Annotated in this window: 19 protein-coding genes; 14 read left to right on the forward strand and 5 right to left on the reverse strand. The window is 37.8% G+C overall.

Features of this window, described 5'->3' with window-relative positions; all coding sequences use genetic code 11:
• Positions 1-7 precede the first annotated feature (7 nt).
• Genes lpxK through ABDJ41_RS03590 form a run of 3 tightly spaced genes read left to right on the forward strand, consistent with a single transcriptional unit; the run spans position 8 to position 3,880 of the window.
• A complete protein-coding gene (gene lpxK, locus ABDJ41_RS03580) occupies positions 8-1,069 on the forward strand; it encodes a tetraacyldisaccharide 4'-kinase (protein ID WP_349784363.1) in 1,062 nt (353 codons plus the stop codon).
• The gene (locus ABDJ41_RS03585) at positions 1,041-1,856 is read left to right on the forward strand and encodes a purine-nucleoside phosphorylase (RefSeq protein ID WP_349784364.1); all 816 of its coding nucleotides are present in this window, start codon (positions 1,041-1,043) and stop codon (positions 1,854-1,856) included. The genes lpxK and ABDJ41_RS03585 overlap by 29 nt, the downstream gene beginning before the upstream one ends.
• Positions 1,856-3,880, forward strand: a complete 2,025-nt coding sequence (locus ABDJ41_RS03590) for a putative porin (RefSeq protein WP_349784365.1) — start codon at positions 1,856-1,858, stop codon at positions 3,878-3,880. The genes ABDJ41_RS03585 and ABDJ41_RS03590 overlap by 1 nt, the downstream gene beginning before the upstream one ends.
• Here ABDJ41_RS03590 and ABDJ41_RS03595 read toward each other — a convergent pair.
• Positions 3,877-5,058 (reverse strand): asparagine synthetase B, encoded by a 1,182-nt coding sequence (locus tag ABDJ41_RS03595; protein WP_349784728.1) that lies wholly within the window; start codon positions 5,056-5,058, stop codon positions 3,877-3,879. The two genes, ABDJ41_RS03590 and ABDJ41_RS03595, sit on opposite strands and share 4 nt — an antisense overlap.
• A 292-nt stretch (positions 5,059-5,350) precedes the next feature.
• Here ABDJ41_RS03595 and ABDJ41_RS03600 point away from each other — a divergent pair, with 292 nt between their 5' ends.
• The 4 genes from ABDJ41_RS03600 to ABDJ41_RS03615 all read left to right on the forward strand — a co-directional run bounded on the left by ABDJ41_RS03600 (position 5,351) and on the right by ABDJ41_RS03615 (position 11,079).
• Positions 5,351-6,826, forward strand: a complete 1,476-nt coding sequence (locus ABDJ41_RS03600; RefSeq protein ID WP_349784366.1) for a xylulokinase — start codon at positions 5,351-5,353, stop codon at positions 6,824-6,826.
• Between the two features lie 22 nt (positions 6,827-6,848).
• Entirely contained in the window at positions 6,849-8,180 is a 1,332-nt protein-coding gene (gene xylA, locus ABDJ41_RS03605) for a xylose isomerase (protein WP_349784367.1), read from the forward strand.
• A 38-nt stretch (positions 8,181-8,218) separates the two neighbouring features.
• Positions 8,219-9,895, forward strand: coding sequence for a sodium/sugar symporter (locus ABDJ41_RS03610; protein ID WP_349784368.1), 1,677 nt, complete (start codon positions 8,219-8,221; stop codon positions 9,893-9,895).
• Between the two features lie 143 nt (positions 9,896-10,038).
• On the forward strand, positions 10,039-11,079 hold the full coding sequence (locus ABDJ41_RS03615) for a LacI family DNA-binding transcriptional regulator (RefSeq protein ID WP_349784369.1): 1,041 nt from the start codon (positions 10,039-10,041) through the stop codon (positions 11,077-11,079).
• Here the strand turns inward: ABDJ41_RS03615 and ABDJ41_RS03620 are convergent.
• Genes ABDJ41_RS03620 through ABDJ41_RS03630 form a run of 3 tightly spaced genes read right to left on the reverse strand, consistent with a single transcriptional unit; the run spans position 11,056 to position 13,722 of the window.
• Positions 11,056-11,853 (reverse strand): heme ABC transporter ATP-binding protein, encoded by a 798-nt coding sequence (locus tag ABDJ41_RS03620; protein WP_349784370.1) that lies wholly within the window; start codon positions 11,851-11,853, stop codon positions 11,056-11,058. The two genes, ABDJ41_RS03615 and ABDJ41_RS03620, sit on opposite strands and share 24 nt — an antisense overlap.
• 1 nt (position 11,854) lies before the next feature.
• On the reverse strand, positions 11,855-12,901 hold the full coding sequence (locus tag ABDJ41_RS03625) for a FecCD family ABC transporter permease (protein WP_349784371.1): 1,047 nt from the start codon (positions 12,899-12,901) through the stop codon (positions 11,855-11,857).
• Positions 12,895-13,722, reverse strand: a complete 828-nt coding sequence (locus ABDJ41_RS03630; protein WP_349784372.1) for a heme/hemin ABC transporter substrate-binding protein — start codon at positions 13,720-13,722, stop codon at positions 12,895-12,897. The genes ABDJ41_RS03625 and ABDJ41_RS03630 overlap by 7 nt, the downstream gene beginning before the upstream one ends.
• Before the next feature lie 353 nt (positions 13,723-14,075).
• Between ABDJ41_RS03630 and ABDJ41_RS03635 the strand changes: the two genes are divergently transcribed.
• The 7 genes from ABDJ41_RS03635 to ABDJ41_RS03665 all read left to right on the forward strand — a co-directional run bounded on the left by ABDJ41_RS03635 (position 14,076) and on the right by ABDJ41_RS03665 (position 20,606).
• Positions 14,076-16,451: a TonB-dependent receptor gene (locus ABDJ41_RS03635; RefSeq protein WP_349784373.1), complete on the forward strand. Its 2,376-nt coding sequence runs from the start codon at positions 14,076-14,078 to the stop codon at positions 16,449-16,451.
• Between the two features lie 29 nt (positions 16,452-16,480).
• Positions 16,481-17,146 (forward strand): HmuY family protein, encoded by a 666-nt coding sequence (locus tag ABDJ41_RS03640; RefSeq protein ID WP_349784374.1) that lies wholly within the window; start codon positions 16,481-16,483, stop codon positions 17,144-17,146.
• 43 nt (positions 17,147-17,189) lie between these two features.
• A complete protein-coding gene (locus ABDJ41_RS03645) occupies positions 17,190-17,894 on the forward strand; it encodes an HmuY family protein (RefSeq protein WP_349784375.1) in 705 nt (234 codons plus the stop codon).
• A 29-nt stretch (positions 17,895-17,923) separates the two neighbouring features.
• Positions 17,924-18,484: a biliverdin-producing heme oxygenase gene (locus ABDJ41_RS03650; RefSeq protein ID WP_349784376.1), complete on the forward strand. Its 561-nt coding sequence runs from the start codon at positions 17,924-17,926 to the stop codon at positions 18,482-18,484.
• Positions 18,485-18,518: 34 nt separating this feature from the next.
• A complete protein-coding gene (locus tag ABDJ41_RS03655; protein ID WP_349784377.1) occupies positions 18,519-19,517 on the forward strand; it encodes a helix-turn-helix transcriptional regulator in 999 nt (332 codons plus the stop codon).
• 85 nt (positions 19,518-19,602) lie between these two features.
• Positions 19,603-20,040, forward strand: a complete 438-nt coding sequence (locus ABDJ41_RS03660; protein WP_349784378.1) for a peptidylprolyl isomerase — start codon at positions 19,603-19,605, stop codon at positions 20,038-20,040.
• Between the two features lie 26 nt (positions 20,041-20,066).
• On the forward strand, positions 20,067-20,606 hold the full coding sequence (locus ABDJ41_RS03665) for a DUF5606 family protein (RefSeq protein WP_349784379.1): 540 nt from the start codon (positions 20,067-20,069) through the stop codon (positions 20,604-20,606).
• Between the two features lie 510 nt (positions 20,607-21,116).
• Here the strand turns inward: ABDJ41_RS03665 and rlmH are convergent.
• Complete coding sequence (rlmH, locus tag ABDJ41_RS03670; RefSeq protein ID WP_349784380.1) at positions 21,117-21,590, reverse strand: 23S rRNA (pseudouridine(1915)-N(3))-methyltransferase RlmH; 474 nt, start codon at positions 21,588-21,590, stop codon at positions 21,117-21,119.
• Positions 21,591-21,670 lie beyond the last annotated feature (80 nt).

Raw genomic sequence — 21,670 nt, forward strand, 5'->3', positions numbered from 1 at the left:
CTTGAGCATGATTAGATACCTGAGATTACTTTTATTCCCCTTTTCAATCCTGTACGGGATGGTAATTATATTCAGAAATAAGCTGTATGATCTCGGCCTGCTCAAATCAACCCAATTTAATCTTCCTGTAATTTGTGTAGGAAACCTGGTCGTAGGAGGTTCAGGAAAAAGTCCGGTTACGGAATATCTGGTCCGCTTACTCGATGGCCATAAAATCGCAATATTAAGCAGGGGATATGGCCGACAAACTAAAGGGTTTATTTTGGCCGATCAAACTGCAACAGCCCAAAGTATAGGTGATGAACCCATGCAGTTTTACAACAAATTTCCTAATATTACAGTCGCCGTATGTGAAGACCGCGTAAAAGGAATTAATCTGCTGAAGGATAATCATGATCTAATTCTACTGGATGATGCCTATCAACACCGTAGTGTAAAACCCGGATTAAGTATCCTGTTATTTGAATATCAAAAGCTTCAGAACCCACAATTTTTATTGCCGGCAGGAAACCTGAGAGAATCCTTTTATGGATATAAAAGAGCAGATGTATTGATGGTTACCAAGGGACCAGAAGAATTAAAGCGTACAGAAAGATCAAAATGCAGTCAAAAGTTCAATCCTAAACCGAATCAGTTAATCGCTTTCTCTTATATCACTTACGGAAATTTAAAGCATTTGTTTTCTGAAGAGACAAAACCCTGTAATGCGATTCATGAAAATACAGAAGTGTTTCTAATCACTGGTATAGCCAATCCATTGCCTTTGGTAAATCATTTGAAAGGTTATTCTGCAAACATTCAACATCATGATTATCCAGATCATCATAGATTTAGCAAGCAGAATATCCAAAATCTTGTAAATGCGTTTAACAGCACAACTGGAAAAGAAAAAATCATTATAACAACAGAAAAGGATGCACAGCGTTTATTAGATATTACTTTCAAAGAATTACTGTTAAATTTACCGATCTTTTATTTGTCAATAGAAATTGATTTGCAGAAAGAAGATAAAGTTACATTTGATCAAAAGATTTTAAATTATGTTTCAAGCACTACACGAAACCGTTGAATATATAAAGCGCAAAACCGATAACTTTGAACCAGAGATCGGAATTGTATTGGGAACAGGTCTTGGCGGACTGGTTAGTGAAATAGAGGTGGAATATAATTTAATGTATTCCAATATCCCGAATTTCCCAATTTCTACATTGGAGTTTCATTCTGGAAAACTCATATTTGGAACTTTAAAAGGTAAAAAGGTAATCGCAATGCAGGGCCGCTTACATTATTATGAAGGTTATAGCATGCAGCAGATCACTTTCCCGATCAGGGCAATGAAAGCTCTAGGCATCAAACGCTTATTTGTTTCTAATGCTGCAGGTTCATTGAATTCTGATTTCAAAAAAGGAGATCTGATGATCATTAATGACCACATTAATCTACAACCTGAAAGTCCGCTAAGAGGACATAATGATGCAGATATGGGGCCTCGATTCCCGGATATGAGTGAACCTTATAACCGTAAAATGATCGCTACTGCGCTGGAAATAGCTAAAACTGAAAAGATAACTTGTCACCAGGGAGTATATGTTTCTGTGACTGGTCCTAATCTGGAAACTAAAGCAGAATATAAATACCTGAGCATAATCGGTGGTGATGCAGTAGGCATGAGTACCGTACCAGAAGTAATTGTTGCAAACCATATGGCAGTACCTGTATTTGCTATTTCAGTTTTAACAGACGAAGGCTTTACAGATGTATTAAAACCTGTAAGTTTGGAAGATATTCTGGAGACTGCTAAAATTGCTGAACCGAAGATGACTAAAATATTGAGCCAGTTAATCTCTACCTTATAATGTATAAACACATTGTTTTATTTGTTTTATTACTGTTAAGTATTGGTGCAGAGCCTTTGCTGGCACAGGATTTAAAAACTACAGTAAGAGACAATAAAGAACTGGATTCTTTAAGGAAGAAAGAAGAAGAAGGGTTGGATTCAGTAGTGTTTACTTCGAAATATGTACGATATACCACGCTTAAGCTAACCAAGGATAGTATTCAGACACTTGCTTTAGATACCAGTTTAAATGGTTTCCAAAACTTTAGTGCATTAGTGCAGCCCCGCATGCCAACGGTAAGTACAGGGAATTTAGGATTGGCAGCCATGCCCATGTTATTTGAACCCGTAAAAACAATCGGCTTCGACCCGGGCTTTCACGCATTGGATTTTTATGCACTTACACACGATGATATTAAATATTATCAAGCCAGAACGCCTTTTACCAGTTTGTACTATGTAGCTGCTGGTGATGCAGAGCAGGTTTTTAGAGTTATACATTCGCAAAACGTAAAGAAGAATTTTAATATTGGAGCCAACTTTAATAGGATTGGAGCCAATGGAGTGTATTCAAGACAAAGAGGCGATGACCTGAATGGTGCTCTTTTCACCTGGTACCAATCGCCAAATAAGCGTTATAATCTTTGGACTAACGCCGTGTTCAATACTTTAAAAGCCGCAGAGAATGGTTCGGTAGCTAACAAGGAGATTTATACTGCTCCGGCTGATCAGATAATTAATAGAATAGCAGAGCGAACCAACTTAAATAATGCTAGGCAAATATGGCGTCAGGGATCGTTGTTAGTTAAACAGTCCTATTTCGTTGGACGTATTGATAGTACCGCTCAGGAAATATCTGACAAAATATTGCCGACCAATAAAATTACCTATACGTTTAAGTACGATAAAAATTCATACGCCTTTCAAAAAGACGAAGCTGATGATCATTCTGTAATTCCAAAAGGATTTGCAGATAGCACTTTTACAAACGATAGCACCAGTTACTCCCGGATTTATAATGAATTTGTGTATAGCTTTTTCCTAAGAGCAAAGTCGAGTTCCGTGATTAAAAATGAATTGAAACTGGATGCGGGAATAAGACACGAATATTATAAATATAATCAGTTAGGGATGTACAAAGACAGATCTAACTTCTATAATTATACTTCAACTTTTCAAAATATAACTTTGCTGGGCTCTGCAGGATATAGATTTAGTAATCGGATCGACTTAAATGTCGATGTTGAACAGATTTTTCAGGGCCGGAATATGGGTGACTTCCTTTACGAGGCAAAAAGTAATGTATTGCTGAGTAATAAAGTAGGAAGAGTCGTATTAGGAGGATATTTTGAGAACAAGTCGCCGGAAGAAATATATAATAGATATTTCGGTAATCATTATAGCTGGCTTAACGATTTTGACCGAACAAAAACGGTTAACCTATCGTTTAAGTATCTGAATGATAAATTGAAATTAGATGCTACCGCAAATTACTATCTGATCACTAACTACCTGTATTTTAAAAACAGAGTCACAGATGTAAATACAAGCATGGTAGACAGTATTACTATTATGCCAGCTCAGGTTAATGGAAGTATCAATCTATTAAAGATTGCAATAGGTAAGAAGTTCGAGTTCGGTAAATTCAATCTGGAAAGTTATATTGTATATCAGAAAACAGATAATCCATCTATACTACGTACTCCTGAATTCTATACATTTAATACCTTTTATGTTAGGCAAACTTTTTTCAAGGCGCTTAAAACTCATGTAGGTTTTGATGTACGTTATAATACACCATATAAGAACTATTCATATTCTCCAGCTTCAAGTCAGTTTTATGTGGGAAGCAACACGACATTTGATTCTACGCCAATTGTTGATGTCTGGGTAAAGGCAAGCCTAAGGAAAGCGAATCTGTTTGTAAAATGTGATTATGTAAATCAGGGCTTCCCGAGCAAAGGTTATTACACCATTAATCAATATCCAATGCAAGATAGGATGTTGTTTAAATTCGGTGTGCAGTGGAATTTCTACGATTAGGTCTTCTGAGGTTTCTTTTTAGCTGCTGGAAACAATACATTATTCAATATCAATCTGTATCCCGGAGAATTCGGGTGCAGGTTTAAATCAGTAGGAGGATCACCAACGGCATGCTGGTAATCTTCAGGATCATGTCCGCCGTAAAAAGTAAACTGACCTTTGCCAATCTCACCATTTAAGTAACGTACTTCTTCGGCTCCTTTGTTTTCACCCAGTACAGTAATACTAGGTTTCACCAGACGCTTTCTAAAAGCCGTGGTTTGTCCCATGAATCCTTTAATAACCTTATCGTGGTTCTGAGTGAGCATAGTTGGTACAAGGTCCCACTTGGCCGAAAAATCAAATAAGGTAAAGTAATCGTTATCCTCTTTTAGTGTTCTGGTCTGCGTTACATCAATGTCCGAAAACTCATAGTTAGAAGGGTTCAAGTCTAGCTGGAAATCTTTAAAAGCAAAAGTCCTGTTAAAATTAAGTTTAGCCTGTGCCTGTGCATCAGCAGGATCTCCATCGAACATTCTTTCGCAGATGTCAATCCCATCTGCACTTAAAGCAATGTCAAAACTGTCAGTCCCTGAACACATGGCAAACAGAAAGCCTCCTCCTGTGCAAAACTCTTTTATTCTTTTTGCAACTGCCAGTTTCATTTCAGATACCTTTTTAAACCCATTCCGCTTGGCTGCGGCTTCCTGATTTTTTACATCCTCCCTGTACCATGTCGCATTTCTAAAGGAACTCCAAAAGCGACCATATTGCCCCGTAAAATCTTCATGATGCAAGTGTAGCCAATCATATCCCGAAAGTTTGTCTTTCAATACCTCATCATCATAGATTACATCATAAGGTATCTCAGCGTAGGTCAGTACTAGTGTTACGGCATCATCCCATGGTAATTTGCTTTTTGGAGAATATACAGCCATTTTAGGTGCTTTTTCCAGTTTTACCATTTCCATATTAACCTGGGGATCACTGATTTCGTTCAGAATAGAAGTCACTTTGCCGTCAGGAAGTACCTGGTAGGATACTCCACGGGCTTTACATTCTTCTTCCACAGCTTTATTATACTTAATTAAAAAACTGCCACCCCGGTAGTTTAGAAGCCAGCTTACGTCTGCCTGTTGCTTTATGCCCCAATAAGCAAGGCCATAGGCTTTGAGATGGTTCTTCTGATCCTCATCCATATATATAAGAATAGACGACGCTCTAAGTCCAACGCTAAGTAACAAGAAAAAAAATAAAAGACTTAATCGTTTTGAATTCATAAAGCAACTTATGGAACGAATGTACTTATATAACGGTATAAAAAGAAGGAAATTATGAGAGATTAACGGTATTCCATTTTGATAAATTAGTATTGTTTTCAAAAAAAGTATGGGATTTAGGAATTTTCAATTACTTTTATGCAAACGGTTGCATAACTTGCAGTCGGAAGCTTAAAACCAACAACGTATAAATAAAACCAACAGTGAGCATATGTATTTATTAGGCCTTGATATTGGCACATCTTCTATAAAAGCATCTGTGGTCGATGCAGTTACCCAAAAAAGGATTGCAACCGCCCAATACCCTGAGGAGGAAGCAGAAATTAAATCACTGAAACCTGGATGGGCAGAGCAGTCGCCTGAAGGTTGGTGGAATCATGTTATTAAAGCAATCTCTAAAGTAACAGCAGAGAAAGGCTTTAATCCTGATGACATCAGTGCCATAGGTATAGCCTATCAGATGCATGGACTGGTGTTGGTGGATAAAGATCAAAACGTTTTAAGGGATAGTATCATCTGGTGTGATAGTCGTGCTGTAAAACTGGGTGATCAGGCATTTAATGCCATAGGTCAGGGGCATTGTTTACAAAGTATGCTCAATTCTCCAGGAAACTTTACCGCTTCTAAATTGGCATGGGTAAAGCAAAACGAGCCTGAATGTTACCAAAAGATTTATAAAGTAATGCTGCCTGGCGATTTTATTGCTATGAAACTAACTGGGACAATCACCACCAGTGTGGCGGCTTTGTCAGAAGGTGTTTTTTGGGATTTCCAGAAGGATGAACTATCCACAGAATTGATGGATTATTATGGCTTTGATGAAAATCTAATTCCAGAAATAAAACCTTTGTTCTCAGTGCATGGGGCACTTACAGATGAAGTTGCGACATTATTGGGATTGAAAGCAGGAATTCCTGTAGCTTACAAATCAGGTGATCAACCAAATAATGCATTGTCACTCAATGTCCTTAAGCCAGGTGAAGTCGCTTCAACAGCAGGGACATCAGGTGTAATTTATGGAGTTAGTGAAGACCTGACCTACGATTCGCAATCACGTGTAAATACATTTGCACATGTAACCTATTCCAGCAAAAAGAAACATACCGGAGTGTTGTTGTGTATCAATGGTACAGGAAGTATGTACAGATGGGCAAAGCATAATTTTGCACCTCAGTTATCATATAATGCGCTTAATGAACTGGCTGCAACAGCACCAATTGGTAGCAAAGGATTAAAAGTATTGCCTTTTGGCAATGGTGCTGAGCGTATGCTTAATAATAGATATACAGGGGGGCAGTTATTAGGTATCGATCTTAATCTGCATACTCAGTCAGATATTTTTAGAGCCGTACAGGAAGGCATCGCTTTCTCCTTCCGTTACGGATTAGACATTATGCGCGAGAATGGGATGCAGCCAAAAGTAATCAGAGCCGGAATGGCCAATCTGTTTTTAAGCGAGCTATTTACACAAACTTTTGTAGATGTAACCGGAATCCCGGTAGAGCTCTATGAAAACGATGGCAGTGTAGGGGCTGCATTAGGCGCAGGAATCGGTGCTGGAATTTACAATAGTCCTGAAGAAGCATTTACCAAACATGAGCTGATCAGATATGTAGAACCACAAAATACTGAAGCATATGAGCCGATATATGCGCAATGGAAAGAACTTTTAGACAAAGCATTATAATAGACCTAATAATATATTAAACATGACAAAAGTAGTAACAGGAGAAAAAGAGTTTTTTAAAGGAATTGACCAGATCAAATACGAAGGCTTGCAGAGTGATAATCCTCTTGCTTTTAGATGGTATGATGCCAATAAAATAGTGGCCGGAAAAACTATGAACGAGCATTTTAAATTTGCTTGCGCATACTGGCATTCATTCAATGGAAACGGTGGCGATCCATTTGGAGGAGCTACACATATATTCCCATGGGATGAAAAGAAAGATGCTGTGGAAAGAGCAAAGGATAAAATGGATGCTGCATTTGAATTTATTACCAAAATGCAATTACCATATTATTGTTTCCATGATGTGGATGTTGTTGATTATACAGACGATATTGCCGAAAATGAGCGAAGACTGCAGACGCTGGTTGAATATGCAAAAGAAAAACAAGCCAGTAGTGGTGTGAAATTACTTTGGGGAACAGCCAATTTGTTTAGCCATAAGCGTTATATGAATGGAGCTTCTACCAACCCTGATTTTCATGTGCTGGCTCATGGTGCAGCTCAGGTTAAAGCAGCATTAGATGCTACAATTGCGTTAGGTGGAGAAAATTATGTTTTCTGGGGAGGAAGAGAAGGTTATATGAGCTTGCTGAATACCAATATGAAACGCGAACAGGAACACTTAGCTAAATTTCTGCATACGGCCAAAGACTATGCACGCAAACAAGGCTTTAAAGGAACTTTCTTTATTGAACCTAAACCATGTGAGCCATCTAAACATCAGTATGATTATGATGCAGCGACGGTTAAAGGCTTTTTACAGGAATACGATCTGCTTGCAGACTTTAAATTGAACCTGGAAGTAAACCATGCAACTTTGGCCGGACATACTTTCCAGCATGAGTTACAGGTTGCTGTAGATAGCGGATTGTTAGGGTCAATAGATGCAAATCGCGGAGATTACCAAAATGGTTGGGATACCGATCAGTTTCCAAATGACATCAATGAGCTGACAGAAGCTATGCTCATCATATTAGAAGGTGGCGGTTTACAAGGAGGTGGAGTGAATTTTGATGCTAAAATCCGTAGAAACTCAACTGATATGGCTGATCTGTTTTATGCACATGTAGGTGGAATGGATATTTTTGCACGGGCATTGGTAACTGCTGATGCTATTCTTCAGAAATCAGATTATAAAAAGATTAGAACTGATAGGTATGCTTCGTTTGATAGTGGTAAAGGAGCAGAGTTTGAACAAGGTAAATTGAGTCTGGAAGATTTAAGGAATTTTGCTGCTGATCATGGTGAACCTGAAGTTCGCAGCGGAAAACAAGAGTATTTGGAAAATCTAATAAATCGCTATATTTAAAACCTTAAATAAATCAAAAACCTAACCTAGCCAATTAAATGAAAGCCAATATTCTGGATACCAAGGATTACATAGTATTTCTAGTTTACTTTGTAATTGTAGCAGCCTACGGGTTGTACATTTACAATAAGAAAAAGTCCGCAGCCAGCGGTTCGCAGGATTACTTCCTTGCCGAAGGTTCCTTAACATGGTGGGCTATCGGGGCCTCTCTGATCGCTTCAAATATTTCTGCAGAACAGTTTATTGGGATGAGTGGTTCAGGCTTTAAAATGGGCCTTGCTATTGCTACATACGAATGGATGGCTGCAGCTACACTAATTGTAGTAGCAGTTTTCTTTATACCGGTTTACCTGAAAAACAAAATATCAACCATGCCGCAGTTCCTTCACCAAAGGTATAACGGAACCGTAGCTATGATTATGGCTGTATTCTGGTTGCTATTGTATGTAGTAGTTAACTTAACTTCAATACTTTACTTAGGGGCATTGGCAGTGAGCAGTATCTCTGGTTTCAGCCTTGAGTTGTGTATGTATGCCATTGCAGCATTTGCCATCATCATTACGCTGGGAGGGATGAAAGTAATTGGTTATACGGATGTAATTCAAGTGTTTTTCCTGATTCTTGGTGGATTGGCAACAACATATCTTGCATTAAGTCTGGTTTCTGAGCATTATGGAACATCTGGCATTTTACAAGGATATAGTCTGATGACAGAAAAGGCATCTGAGCATTTTCACATGATCCTCAAGCCTGAGAATGAGAATTATATTGACTTACCGGGATTAAGTGTACTGGTTGGAGGTATGTGGATTGTGAACCTGAATTACTGGGGATGTAATCAATACATCACACAGCGTGCATTGGGTGCTGACCTTAAAACTGCACGTGCAGGTATATTATTTGCAGCATTTTTAAAACTGTTAATGCCAATTATCGTAGTGCTTCCAGGTATTGCAGCTTATGTGTTATATAAAGACGGAGCTTTCCAAACCGAAATGCTGCAGAATGGCGAGGTGAATCCGGACAGAGCGTATCCTGTATTGCTTAACCTATTGCCAGCTGGATTAAAAGGACTTTCCTTTGCCGCATTGACTGCAGCTGTTGTAGCTTCATTAGCTGGTAAAGCAAATAGTATTGCAACTATCTTTACACTGGATATTTACAAAAAGGTACTTAAACCAGAGGCGTCAGAGATTAACTTGGTTAGAACCGGTAAAATAGCTATCGTTGTATCTATGATTTTAGGTGTGCTGATCGCTCCACATTTAGGCATCGATAAAAAAGGAGGATTCCAGTACATCCAGGAATATACAGGATTTGTATCTCCTGGTATATTTGCAATGTTTATTCTCGGCTTCTTCTGGAAAAAGTCAACTTCAAACGCAGCACTTTTCGCTACAGTAGGTGGCTTCGGACTTTCATTATTGCTTAAGTTTTTACCAGGCATGACAGATCTTTCCTGGCTATCGGAAGTAGGGTTTGCTGTTAAAAATTCTGTAGGTATTTATGAGATTCCATTTATTGACAGAATGGGCTTTGTATTTATATTCTGTATTGTTGGTATGATCATTATCAGTTTAATAGAGAATAAAGGAGAAGAAGATCCTAAAGGTCTTGAAATCGATGCTACTATGTTTAAAACAACTACTGCATTTGCAGTGGGGGCCTTAATTATAGTTGGACTACTTGTTGCCCTTTACAGTGTATATTGGTAATCCTTAAGCATCATCATTAAGAAATATAATCTAAGAGCCTGAATCATCATATGATCAGGCTCTTTGTAGTTTGATCGTTATTACCCACTTTACGGTCTAAACATATTTTTATTATAATTGTACAAAATAGCTATAGCCACATCTTGAAAAAGAAAACAACGATTTACGATATTGCCAAAGAGCTGAATATCACAGTGTCAACAGTATCCAGAGCACTTAGTGGTTTTCCAGCAATCAGCGAAGCAACAAGGAGTATGGTAATTGAGACTGCAAAAAAGCTTAATTATAGTCCAAATAAACTGGCTTCTGCATTAAAATCTGGTAAAACATTTATTGTAGGAGTTATTGTGCCAAGTGTGCAGGCTCACTTCTTTGCATCAGTTATTCATAGTATTGAAAAGGGATTAAAGGACAGTGGCTATCGGATTATCCTTTACCAGTCTAACGAGTCTGTAGAAAACGAAATAAATGGGGTGAAGACTTTGCTGGAAGCACAGGTGGATGGGATTATGGCATCAATATCCTTAGAAACTACTGATGTTTCTCATTTTCAGGAAATCATAAAACAGAATAAACCACTGATATTATTTGATAGGGTCAGCACAGAATTAAAAGTGCCAACGGTTACATTGAACGATTTCAATGCTGGTTACCTGGCTACTCAACACCTGATTGATCAGGGCTATAAGAATATAGCGTTTGTAACTACTATGCATAAGGTCAAGATATTCGATGATCGTTTAGAGGGGTTTAGAGCCGCAATGAAGGCAAACAATCTACCTGTAAATGAAGAACAACTTATTCTCGGTGGACTTTCTATAAAAGATGGTAGATATGGTGCTGGCAGGCTACTACGTGGAGACAGCCTGCCTGATGCGATCATTGCCGGAGATGACTTTACGGCTTTGGGTGTAATAAAAAAATTAAAAGAAGTTAATCAGGTACCACCGAAGATAGGAGTAATCGGTTTCTCAAACGAAGCATTTTCTGCTTACATCACGCCGACCCTGTCTACCGTAGATCAGCACCCTAATCAAATGGGACTTGAATGTGCGGACATGTTTTTACAGATGATTAAACAGAAAAACCCAAATGACGGTATTCGTAATGTTGTTCTGGAACCAACCATTGTAGAAAGGGAATCCACAGGACTGCCTTTACTATCCGACATTAGCATTGATTAAAACATTCCTGGGAATAAAGAAATGCTTTAATGTCCTTGGATTGGTGTACACATCTGAGTTGATTTCGAACACCTCATAGATGTTTTTGGTATTTAAGACCTCTGCAACTGTTCCATCATACCACTTTCTTCCATTTTTAAGCATAATGATCCTGTCGGCATATTGTGCTGCCAGGTTTATATCATGTAAAATACTAACGACCATAAAGCCGCGTTTAGTCAACATTTTGGCAATAGCCAGGGTTTGCTGCTGGTATTGCAAATCCAGACTGGCCACTGGTTCGTCCATCAATAACAAAGCATTTGGTACATCCCAGATCTGAGCAAGTACCCTTGCTAATTGAACCCGCTGTTGTTCACCTCCGGATAAGCTGAGGTAAGAGCGTTCAGCAAGGTTTGTAATGCCTGTCAACTCCATTACTTCAATGCAGATTTCATTGTCGCCTATGGATGGATTATTACGGTAGTGAGGATATCTGCCCATCATCACAATTTCCTCAACAGTAAAGGCCATGTTTACAACATTCTGCTGGTTGAGTACAGCACGTTTTAACGCGAGAGCTGAAGATGAATAGGTGCCAAGTTCTTTTTCATGCAGGTTTACACTTCCAGAAGATGGAGGCCTGTCGCCACTTAACAAACGGAATAAGGTCGACTTCCCAGCGCCATTCGCACCTAATATAACCAGCAATTCTCCTTGTCGCAAGCTAAAAGAAATGTCTTTAACCAATGCCCGCTTACCTACCTTAAATGTTAATGAATCTGCTACCAACATGTTATAATACGAGTTTCTTTTTGTCTTTAATTAAAATATACAAGAATAGAGGTGTGCCTAGCAGTGCAGTGATTACTCCAATAGGTAATTCTATAGGTGCTATAATTGTTCTGCAAAGCATATCAGCCAGGGTGAGCATTAGTGCACCTAACAGGGCAGAAGCAGGAAGCACGTGTTTATTGTCTACCCCTATGAGTAATCTGATGGTATGTGGTACCAACAAACCTACAAAGCCAATGATTCCTGAAACAGCAACGGCAGCCCCGACCGCCATAGTGGCCAGAATCACTACATTTCTTTTTATGGTATTGACTTTCAGTCCCAATTGAGCCGCTTGGTTTTCTCCAAGTGCAAATGCATTTAATGCCTTGCCCATCCGTGGTAACAGCAATACCGGAATGATAATAAAAGGAAATACGGCCATAATATTTTCCCAGGTAGCACCTCCTAAGCTGCCAAGCATCCAGAAGGTAATGTTCCTCAATTGCTGATCATCAGCTGCAAAGGTGATTAAACCTGTAAGAGCTCCTGCAAGTGCATTAATTGCAATTCCTGCCAGTAGCATGGTCGCCACATTTGATTTTCCATCTGTGCGAGAAATCTGGTAGACAATAAGCGCTGCAATACCAGCTCCGGCAAAAGCTCCGAAAGCAAGAAGGTAATAGCCAAGGATATTACTTAGTGCAGTCAGCAAACTGATTTCAAGTACAATAATGATAACCGCCATTAAGGAGGCACCAGCAGAGATGCCTATTAGCCCGGGTTCAGCAAGTGGATTTCTGAAAATGCCCTGGATTGCAGTGCCGGATATCCCAAGTGCTGCACCAACCAGTATGCCAAGTAACACTCTCGGAATACGCACGATATTCATGACCCCTTCAAATTGAACTGGGATTTCCCTGCCGCTAAATAGTCCGATCTTTTTACCCAGAATAACCATTACGTCTGTTAAAGGAATTTTTACTGCCCCCAGGCTCATAGAAAAGGCTGCTGCAAGAATTAATGAAAGCGTTAATGACAGATATAATATAAACTTCTTATTTACCATTTACTATTCAATTCACTAATCGCCTCACCTAATCTCGCAGAGAAGTTAATCAGCAACTCTCCATTCATTTCTACAATCTTCTTATTTTTCCCGGCATTGGTTAACATTACTCCAGGCATTTTTAAAATGCTGTTCATACCCCCTAAACTTTTATAGCCAAAATCAAACATCAGAATGATATCAGGATTGGCATTTACAAGCGCTTCGGTAGTGTATGGCTTAAATTTAGAAAAGCCCTGTGCAGCATTTTTTCCACCTGCCAATCTGATAATGGCATCCATACTGGTTTCTTTACCTGCAACCATCATTACTCCGGTACCACGGGCATATAAAAATAATACTTTAGGTGATTTAGGATTCTTCTTCACATCAGCCAGAGCTTTGTTAATGCTGACTTCTGTTTGTTTGGCAAGTTGTTCTCCTTTGGCAGGATTCCCTAAAGCTGCGGCAACTTGTTTGATAAAGATCGGAGCCCCTTTAGCACTGAATTCTTGTTTAATAATAACTACTTTAATCTTCGCAGATTTCAATTGATATTCCAGTGATTTAGAGATTGCATTTTCAGGAGCAAGAACCAGATCAGGAGCAAAGGATATAATTCCCTCTGCAGATACTGCACGGTCTTTACTTACTTTAGGTAATTTATTGATGTAAGCAGGGTAAGTACTGGTTACATCTACCGCGACAATCTGAGCACCATACCCTAAAGCATCTACTGTTTCGGTAAGTGCACCACTTAAAGTGATAATACGTTTTTGTGCTTTGCCGGATACAGTGATTCCAAGCATTAATGAGAATAAAATAACTACAAGCTTTTGCATATGGATGTGTTTATGTTCATAATTTCTTTTACAAAGGAAGATTTATTTAAAATCATTCCAAATAATCTACAATTGTTTAACGGATTTGGTATAATTTATTATTGCTGTGGGTGATTTCTTATTCTATTTTTTTTGTTTTTCTGTAATCAATTGTTTTTAAGTCTTTTATGTTGAATTGTTTTATGGCAAAAAAGACAAGGTTATCATCTCTAATTCCATAAAAACATCCCGATTCCATTAAAAGATTCCCGAAATGGTTAAAAATTATTACAGGATTGTTGCTTTTATCACGACAAATGTAAGCATATTTGCAGTCTTATTTAGACTGATTAAAAATAAATGCAATAGTAATAATGTTTCAAACAACAATTTTAAAATGGCAGTTTCTGTTGGTCTTCATCTTTGTAGCCAGCTCAGCAATTGCCAATAATATTAAAGCTGGATTGACGGGACTGGTTGTTGATGAAACAGGTAAACCTCTTAAGGGAATTACAGTTGTTATGCAACCAGATTATAAAAAAGCGGTTACTGATGCTCAAGGTAAATTCTCTTTTGATGGTAAGTTGTATACTGGGACTTACACCTTAAATATCAATGCTATTGGTTTCAAAAAATATGAACAAGAAGTAAACATTGAGGATAATAAGATTTTGACTTTAAACATCCAATTACAACGCGGAGATCAGGAGTTAAATGAAGTGAGTGTGAATGGGCTTCACCGTAATCCGGAAAATTTCATCGATATGACCCGAACTGCCATGCCATCAAAAATAATTAGCAGACAGGAAATAGAAATGATGGGAAGCCGAAGGCTTGATGAGGTTTTAAAAGAGCAGACAGGTTTGGCTATTGTTAACGATATAGGATCTGGAAGCAGAGCTGTAGGTCTACAAATGCAGGGCTTCGACAGCGGTTATACCATGATTATGATTGATGGACAACCAATGGTTGGCCGCAATAATGGGAACTTTGATCTTTCACGTATTACCGTGTCTAATATAGAGCGGATTGAAATCATCAAAGGTGCTTCTTCTTGTCTGTTTGGAAGTGAAGCCCTGGCCGGGGTAGTTAATATCGTAACCCGTAAAAACATCAATCATCCCCAGGGAATGGCAGCCCTACGTTACGGGAGTTTCAATATGCTTGATGCTACTTTGGAAGGTGAAACCCCATTCGCAGGTAAAAAAGGTTCGGTTTATTTATCTGGCAACTATTATCGTACGGATGGATTTAATGCCAACCCATATCTCGATGAGGGAAAAACCGCACCGCCATTTGAAAGTTTTGCATTTCAGGGGAGAGGGCGTTATCTGTTGAGTGATAAAAGTGCATTGAGTTTTAACGGGAGGTATGTAACTAGGTATTCTGATAACCATATCTCTTATGGTGCGAAACCTACTAAGGATGTATTGGATGAGCAGGACTTAAATGGTTCCATCGCTTTGAACAATAACTTTAATAATGGATTCAGTTTAAAAAGTCAGTACTACTTAACTCGCTATAAAACTGTACAGGACATTACAGACCTGAACAGTGGAATTATAATTCCGGGTAATCGTTTTGAACAATATGTTCATAGGGCAGAGGTACAGGGTGTTAAACATTTGTCGGATGTTCTTGAAATTACAGGTGGTGTGGGTGCAGCTTACGAATTGTTAAACAACAATGCTTATAGAGGCTCAAAAAGTATGAGCAATTATTTTGCATATACACAAGCTAACTGGCAGGCTACAGAAAAGTTATCGGTTGTTGCTGGCGCCAGATATGATTACCATGATAAATATGGTGGAAAGGTTAATCCCAGTCTAGGATTGGATTATCAATTATTCGAAAATTTTAAACTTAAAGCTGCGGTGGCCACTGGTTTTAAAACGCCAAATTTTCAGCAACTATATCTCGCATTTACCAATCTTCAAACAGGCTATACTGTTCTTGGGGCAGAGGAGTTCTGGCGTGAAATAAAAATCCTGCAGGATGCTGGCCAAATTCAAAATATCCTTTCATCAGCACAAAATATAGGAGCACTTAAACCAGAACGATCAGTTTCATATAGTGCCGGTTTTAATTATGTGCCTTCGAAGCGTTTAAAACTTGATGTAAACTTGTTTTATAATGACATGAAAGACTTCATCAATTATGAGCAGGTAGCAGTTAAAACAAATGATCAACAAATTTTCTCTTATAATAACATCGCCAATGCATATACAACAGGTGCAGAGATAGGTTTGAGCTGGTCGGCCAGCAAATCAATAACCATATCCGCTGGTTATCAATTGCTTTATGCTATAGATAAAGGGGTAGTAGATTCGATAAAAAATGCTGTAGGTTCATATGCTTCCATCTATGATACCGATCTGAATAAATTGAGACCATCAACCCGTAAGGATTATTTCGGACTGAATAACCGTTCTCGTCATATGGCCAATGTGAAGATTAGTTATGCTCATGAATCGTCTGGGATTACAGGAACTTTCAGAGTAAACTACCGTAGTAAGTATGGTTTTTCTGAAGATAATAAAGCAAATAAATTCCTTGATCCTTATGATACCTATGTACGAAGCTTCTTTTTGCTGAATGCATCTGTACAGAAATTATTTTACAATAAGCGTTTACAATTTCAGCTGACGGCTGATAATCTCATGAATTACTGTGATCAACTTATGCCTGCACAGCAAGGTAGAACCATACTGGCTGGTCTGAGCTGGAGGTTTTTTAAACAGGAAAACTAAAGAATTATGTTAATCAATAAATTAATAAAATGATGAAATCTAACTATTTAAAACAAGCATTAATACTGGCTTTTGTAGCTGTGTTCAGCATTTCTTGTACTAAAGAGGAATTGAAACCTCAATTAGATGATGGTAAAAGCACTGTGGTAAAAGATGTTGAAGGTGATGTAGGTAATACTGTAGGTGGAGGTGAGGCATTTGAAACTTTTTACTTCAGCTTTAAGAGCAATGGCAAGGTCGATAAAAGTAAAGTGCTTACCGCTGAATGGGACATTGCTTTCGCTAATGAATACAATTCTTACATCTCACCAAATAGTGCTGCAAATAAGCAAAGCTTCGGTTTTGGTGGTGTTGGTAAAGGGGCATTGATGGTGGTAAACCAGGCATATGATGCGATAAAGACAGCACCCTCTGATGCAGAATTTGCGAGCAAGGGTGTTAATACTTCAGGATTGGACCTGGGAGATGGCAACGGCTGGTATTTCTATGAAATGAATACACATATCGCAATTCCGGTAAAAAATCGGACTTATATTTTAAAGACTGCTGATGGAAAATATGCAAAACTGCAAATGATCAGCATGTATAAAGGGGCCCCAGCTGTCGTGAGTGATATCAACTGGCCTGCGCCATATCTAACCTTTAGATACTTTGTGCAGGAAGACGGTAGTACAAATCTTTCAACCAAAGACTAAATCAATTCATTATACATTTTTATCCATTTAACAATTAAATAATATGAACTATCTAAATTCAAAAACTATTAAAATCTTCGGTTTATTAATGCTGACGGCAGGGGTGCTTTCATCTTGTAAAAAAGATAAAGAGCCTGAACAAGAAGAGCCTACTCATTATTATAAACTGGAGCGGGTAGAAAACTTCGCGCCTGCTGTTACTGGAGCAAAGACTTTCTATTTCAATTTCGAAACTAAAAAAGAAATTGCAGAGTCACAGGTGAAGTCGGCCGATTGGGACTTGGCTTTTGGTGGTACAATGACCTGTATGCTTAGTGGCAACAATGGTACTGATGAAGCTAATTATGGGGTAGGAAGTACTGCTAAAGGTGGTATTCTTATATTAGAGAAACCATTTGAAGAAGTGAATGATGTACCTGCTGATGCGGATTTCAAGACCGGAAAGAATTTAATTGGTCTTGATGCAGAAGGAGTTTATGGTAGTGGAATAGGATGGTGCTTATATGACAGTAAAGGAACAATAAGGGGTGATGGTTCTGCAGATAAGCAACATGTGATTTATGCTATGCCAGAAAAACGTACTGTAATCGTTCGCACAGCTAAGGGCGACTATGCAAAAATTAAAATGATTAGTGGCTATAAAGATGCTTTTACTGCAGATAAGTGGTTCATGAATACACCTCACATGTTTTATACGTTTGAATATGTAGTTGTACCAAAAGGAAGTACCAAGTTTCAAATTAAATAACCTTATTTTAACCCATTAAATTTATAGATATGTTAAGTACCTCAATTAAAGAAGCGACCAAAGAAGCACACTTAAATCTTGAAAAAAAGGTAGTGCAAAAAATGAAAGCCATCCGTAGTGATGCAGACTATGCAGATTTTTTAAAGCATTTCTATGCTTATTTCAACCAGGTTGAAAAGGCTATCGCTCCATATATCACAAATGAATTATTACCAGATATTGCTGAGCGTCGTAATTCTTCTCATATCAAACAAGATATTGAAGAGTTGGGAGCAAATGTAAATGATCTGCCTGAAGCAAATGCACCTCAAATAGATAATACCATCCAGGCTCTTGCAGCATTATATGTAATGGAAGGCTCAATCATGGGTGGACCAATCATCGTGAAAATGTTGGAGAAATTTGGCATCACTAAAGGGTTCTCGTTTTTCTCTGGTTACGGAGCTGAGACTGGACAGATGTGGGGTAAATTTGTTGCCGTACTAAATGCTAATGCAAATAATGAGGCAGAGGAACAACAAGCAATTGCTACCGCTAATGAAACTTTTTCGAACTTCGGAGAAGTATTTGGTGAGGTAAGTGTAGCTTAATTTCATTATAATAAGATAGAATAGATACACTCCGATGAAGATAAAATCTAAAATAGAGGGGTCGGACGATTGGTTGTTTATCGAAGAGATCGCGGATAACTATACGCCCAATACCCCACTTTCTGAAAAGAGTGTAAATATTAAAAGTCTGCCTGCTCAGAAGCTGGTAAATTATCAGCTTAGTGCGGGCGGACTATTTTTGGTGCATTCCACCATGCAGTTTAATAGCAATGTAAAAGTATTTTCTGAGGTGGAAGGTGAAACCATTACTTCACAGTTTATTTTCTACGATACGCATCCTAATCCTGAGAAAAAGGATTTGAAAAATAATAGAAGAACAGGCAGCAGACATAATATCCGTTATATCCCTTCCATAAAAGGGAGTTATCCTATGGTGCCTGATATAGAGTATAAGTATTTCTTATTGGTGCTCTCAAAACCTTATTATTTTCATTTAATAAATCAGCATTCTCTGTTACATACAGATTTTGTGCGGGAGATTTTAAAGGGAAAATACACTTCTTTTTCTGCTAAAGATTTACCGGTGACCACTGAAATGAAACGGGTGATCAATGATATCTGTGAGTGCAAAAGATCAGGTGAATTAAAACGTATGCATACTGAATCGAGGATTTTGGAATTACTGATGCTTCAACTTGAACAAATGCAATCTGGTGTTGAAGAAGTTGATAAATATGTAATTAAACAGGATGACTTGCGTAAGCTTGAACATGCAAGAGATATTTTAGATGCACAATATACTTATCCCCCAACTATCATTGAGCTTTCAAAGCAAATTGCGCTAAATGAGTTTAAACTTAAAAGAGCTTTTAAAGAATATTTTGGAACTACAATTTATGGTTATGTAACAAGATTGAGGATGGAAGAAGCTCGAAGGTTGATTCTGGAAGAGAAAAAAACAGTAGGGCAGGTAGCCTCCGCAGTTGGATTTAATCACCAAAGCCATCTTACAGACGCTTTTAAGCGCTATTTTGGGATTTTACCAAGCGAAATAAAGTTGAGCGAAGAATAGTAGCTTTATTACATTAAACTCCCCCGCTCTGTTTTTGCATATCAGCGCAAATTTCTCTAAGTTTGCCCTCTACAAAAATTTTATCATGAGCAAAGCAATAATTAAAACAGATAAAGGTGATATGACCGTACAATTTTACGATCAGGATGCACCAAATACAGTTGCTAATTTTTTAAAGTTAGCTAAAGATGGTTTTTATAATGGCGTAACATTTCACAGGGTAATTCCTAATTTCGTTGTTCAAGGTGGTGATCCAACTGGTACTGGTGCTGGTGGCCCAGGTTATAAAATTGATTGTGAGCTAACAGGCGAGAACCAATATCATGACCGTGGTGTTTTATCTATGGCTCATGCTGGTAGAAATACTGGTGGATCTCAGTTTTTTATCTGCCATAGCAGAGACAATACTGCACACTTAGACAGAAATCATACTTGCTTCGGTAAAGTTGTTGAAAATGTTGATGTTGTAGACAGCATTAAACAAGGTGACAAGATTATAGGAATTGAAGTAATAGAAGATTAATTCTAATCTACTCAAAAATAGACAATATGAATTTAAGAGGAATTGTAGCAGTATCTGGAAGACCAGGTTTATTTAAACTTGTTGGTCAGAATAAAGCAGGATATGTTCTTGAAAGTCTGGATGCTCAAAAAGTTAAAATTGTAGCTAATATGACTACAACTAAACTTGCATCGCTAGAAGACATTACAGTATATGGTGAGGATGATGATTTAAAATTAACCGATGTTTTAGCAAATATGGTAGCCTCTAAAGGTAATGTTCCTGATGCAAAAGCAGAATCGGGTGTTTTAAAAACATTCTTCAAAGAAGTGGCCCCAGGTCATGACGAAGAAAAAGTTTATGCTTCTGATATGAAGAAAATCGTAAGCTGGTATCATATCCTTAAAGATCTTCCTCTGTTTACAGAAGAAGCTCCTGCTGTTGATGATGAACATGATACATTGAAAGCAGATGATAAATTAGACAAAAAACCAAAGGCTACGCCTAAGGCATCAAATGCAAAAGCGCCTAGTAAAACTGCACAGCCAGCTAAAAAGGCTAATATGACCAGTAAAAAAGGAGTTTAATTAAGCCTGCATTTCTATAAGTTATTAAAAGGGTATCCTAAAAGGATGCCTTTTTTTATGAAGATAATTTTGTCAATGCATATAAAAATCAGATGGATTTAGGTACTAAAACAGTATTGTTATTCGAATATGGTGTATAATAACTCTATATTTAATGTATAATGAATTCATAATAAATCCATGTATTTATATTAAAATATGGACTTAACATGGAGGTACTATGGACTTACTATGGACTTACTATTTAGAATGACCGAAGAATCCTTTAACTTGAGTCATTGATATTTTGGATTTTGCCCTATTTTGGGTGTTTTTCGCTAGCTCTTAAACTAGAAACCAGATGGCTAAAAAAGCTATGATTGAGATAACGATAGCAATGATATAAGATAGCCGGTCTTTTTTACTATCGCTCTTGAATTTGTAGTTTCTTTTATAATCTCCGGGTAACATAATATCCTCCTTTTATTAAATGATGCTTGAAGCGCATAATTTCCACAATGATTTTTAAAATTATTCGTGATGGTAAGGTTCTCCTTTTAAAATGCTGAAAGCACGATAAAGCTGCTCCACAAAGAACAATCTAACCATTTGATGGGAGAATGTCATGTCGGATAGCGACAGACTTCCGTTCGCACGCTTATAAATGCTTTCATCAAATCCATAAGGCCCACCAATAATAAATACCAAATGTTGAACACTGCCAATCATTTGTTTGTTTAAATAATTTGAAAACGCAACAGAAGTATATTTTTTCCCTTTCTCATCCATTAAAATAACAGTATCCAGATTGCTGATCTGCTTATGGATCAGTTCAGCTTCCTTAGCCTTTTGCTGTGCCTCGCTAAGATTTTTTGTATTTTTAATCTCAGGAATAACCTGCAGCGTAAAGCCAATGTAATGTTTTAATCTGTTCAGGTATTTTTCAATCCCTTCAATCAGGTACTTATCTTCTGTTTTACCTACAACCAGTAAAGTGATCTTCATTTATTTTATCTTTATCATCTAAACAATTCGTAACATCTCATACATACCGGGGTCAAAGTTTAAATGCCCCCTCAATTATT

The sequence above is a fragment of the Pedobacter sp. ASV1-7 genome (genome assembly GCF_040203335.1).
Classification (GTDB): Bacteria; Bacteroidota; Bacteroidia; order Sphingobacteriales; family Sphingobacteriaceae; genus Pedobacter.

Excerpts from the sequence above, each read along its gene's own strand:
- ABDJ41_RS03650 (WP_349784376.1), top strand. The coding sequence starts at position 17,924 with ATGTTAAGTACCTCAATTAAAGAAGCGACCAAAGAAGCACACTTAAAT.
- ABDJ41_RS03635 (WP_349784373.1), top strand. The coding sequence starts at position 14,076 with ATGTTTCAAACAACAATTTTAAAATGGCAGTTTCTGTTGGTCTTCATC.
- lpxK (WP_349784363.1), top strand. The coding sequence starts at position 8 with ATGATTAGATACCTGAGATTACTTTTATTCCCCTTTTCAATCCTGTAC.
- ABDJ41_RS03610 (WP_349784368.1), top strand. The coding sequence starts at position 8,219 with ATGAAAGCCAATATTCTGGATACCAAGGATTACATAGTATTTCTAGTT.
- ABDJ41_RS03645 (WP_349784375.1), top strand. The coding sequence starts at position 17,190 with ATGAACTATCTAAATTCAAAAACTATTAAAATCTTCGGTTTATTAATG.
- ABDJ41_RS03665 (WP_349784379.1), top strand. The coding sequence starts at position 20,067 with ATGAATTTAAGAGGAATTGTAGCAGTATCTGGAAGACCAGGTTTATTT.
- ABDJ41_RS03660 (WP_349784378.1), top strand. The coding sequence starts at position 19,603 with ATGAGCAAAGCAATAATTAAAACAGATAAAGGTGATATGACCGTACAA.
- rlmH (WP_349784380.1), bottom strand. The coding sequence starts at position 21,590 with ATGAAGATCACTTTACTGGTTGTAGGTAAAACAGAAGATAAGTACCTG.
- ABDJ41_RS03630 (WP_349784372.1), bottom strand. The coding sequence starts at position 13,722 with ATGCAAAAGCTTGTAGTTATTTTATTCTCATTAATGCTTGGAATCACT.
- ABDJ41_RS03625 (WP_349784371.1), bottom strand. The coding sequence starts at position 12,901 with ATGGTAAATAAGAAGTTTATATTATATCTGTCATTAACGCTTTCATTA.
- ABDJ41_RS03620 (WP_349784370.1), bottom strand. The coding sequence starts at position 11,853 with ATGTTGGTAGCAGATTCATTAACATTTAAGGTAGGTAAGCGGGCATTG.
- ABDJ41_RS03585 (WP_349784364.1), top strand. The coding sequence starts at position 1,041 with ATGTTTCAAGCACTACACGAAACCGTTGAATATATAAAGCGCAAAACC.
- ABDJ41_RS03655 (WP_349784377.1), top strand. The coding sequence starts at position 18,519 with ATGAAGATAAAATCTAAAATAGAGGGGTCGGACGATTGGTTGTTTATC.
- ABDJ41_RS03600 (WP_349784366.1), top strand. The coding sequence starts at position 5,351 with ATGTATTTATTAGGCCTTGATATTGGCACATCTTCTATAAAAGCATCT.
- ABDJ41_RS03590 (WP_349784365.1), top strand. The coding sequence starts at position 1,856 with ATGTATAAACACATTGTTTTATTTGTTTTATTACTGTTAAGTATTGGT.
- ABDJ41_RS03595 (WP_349784728.1), bottom strand. The coding sequence starts at position 5,058 with ATGGATGAGGATCAGAAGAACCATCTCAAAGCCTATGGCCTTGCTTAT.
- xylA (WP_349784367.1), top strand. The coding sequence starts at position 6,849 with ATGACAAAAGTAGTAACAGGAGAAAAAGAGTTTTTTAAAGGAATTGAC.
- ABDJ41_RS03640 (WP_349784374.1), top strand. The coding sequence starts at position 16,481 with ATGATGAAATCTAACTATTTAAAACAAGCATTAATACTGGCTTTTGTA.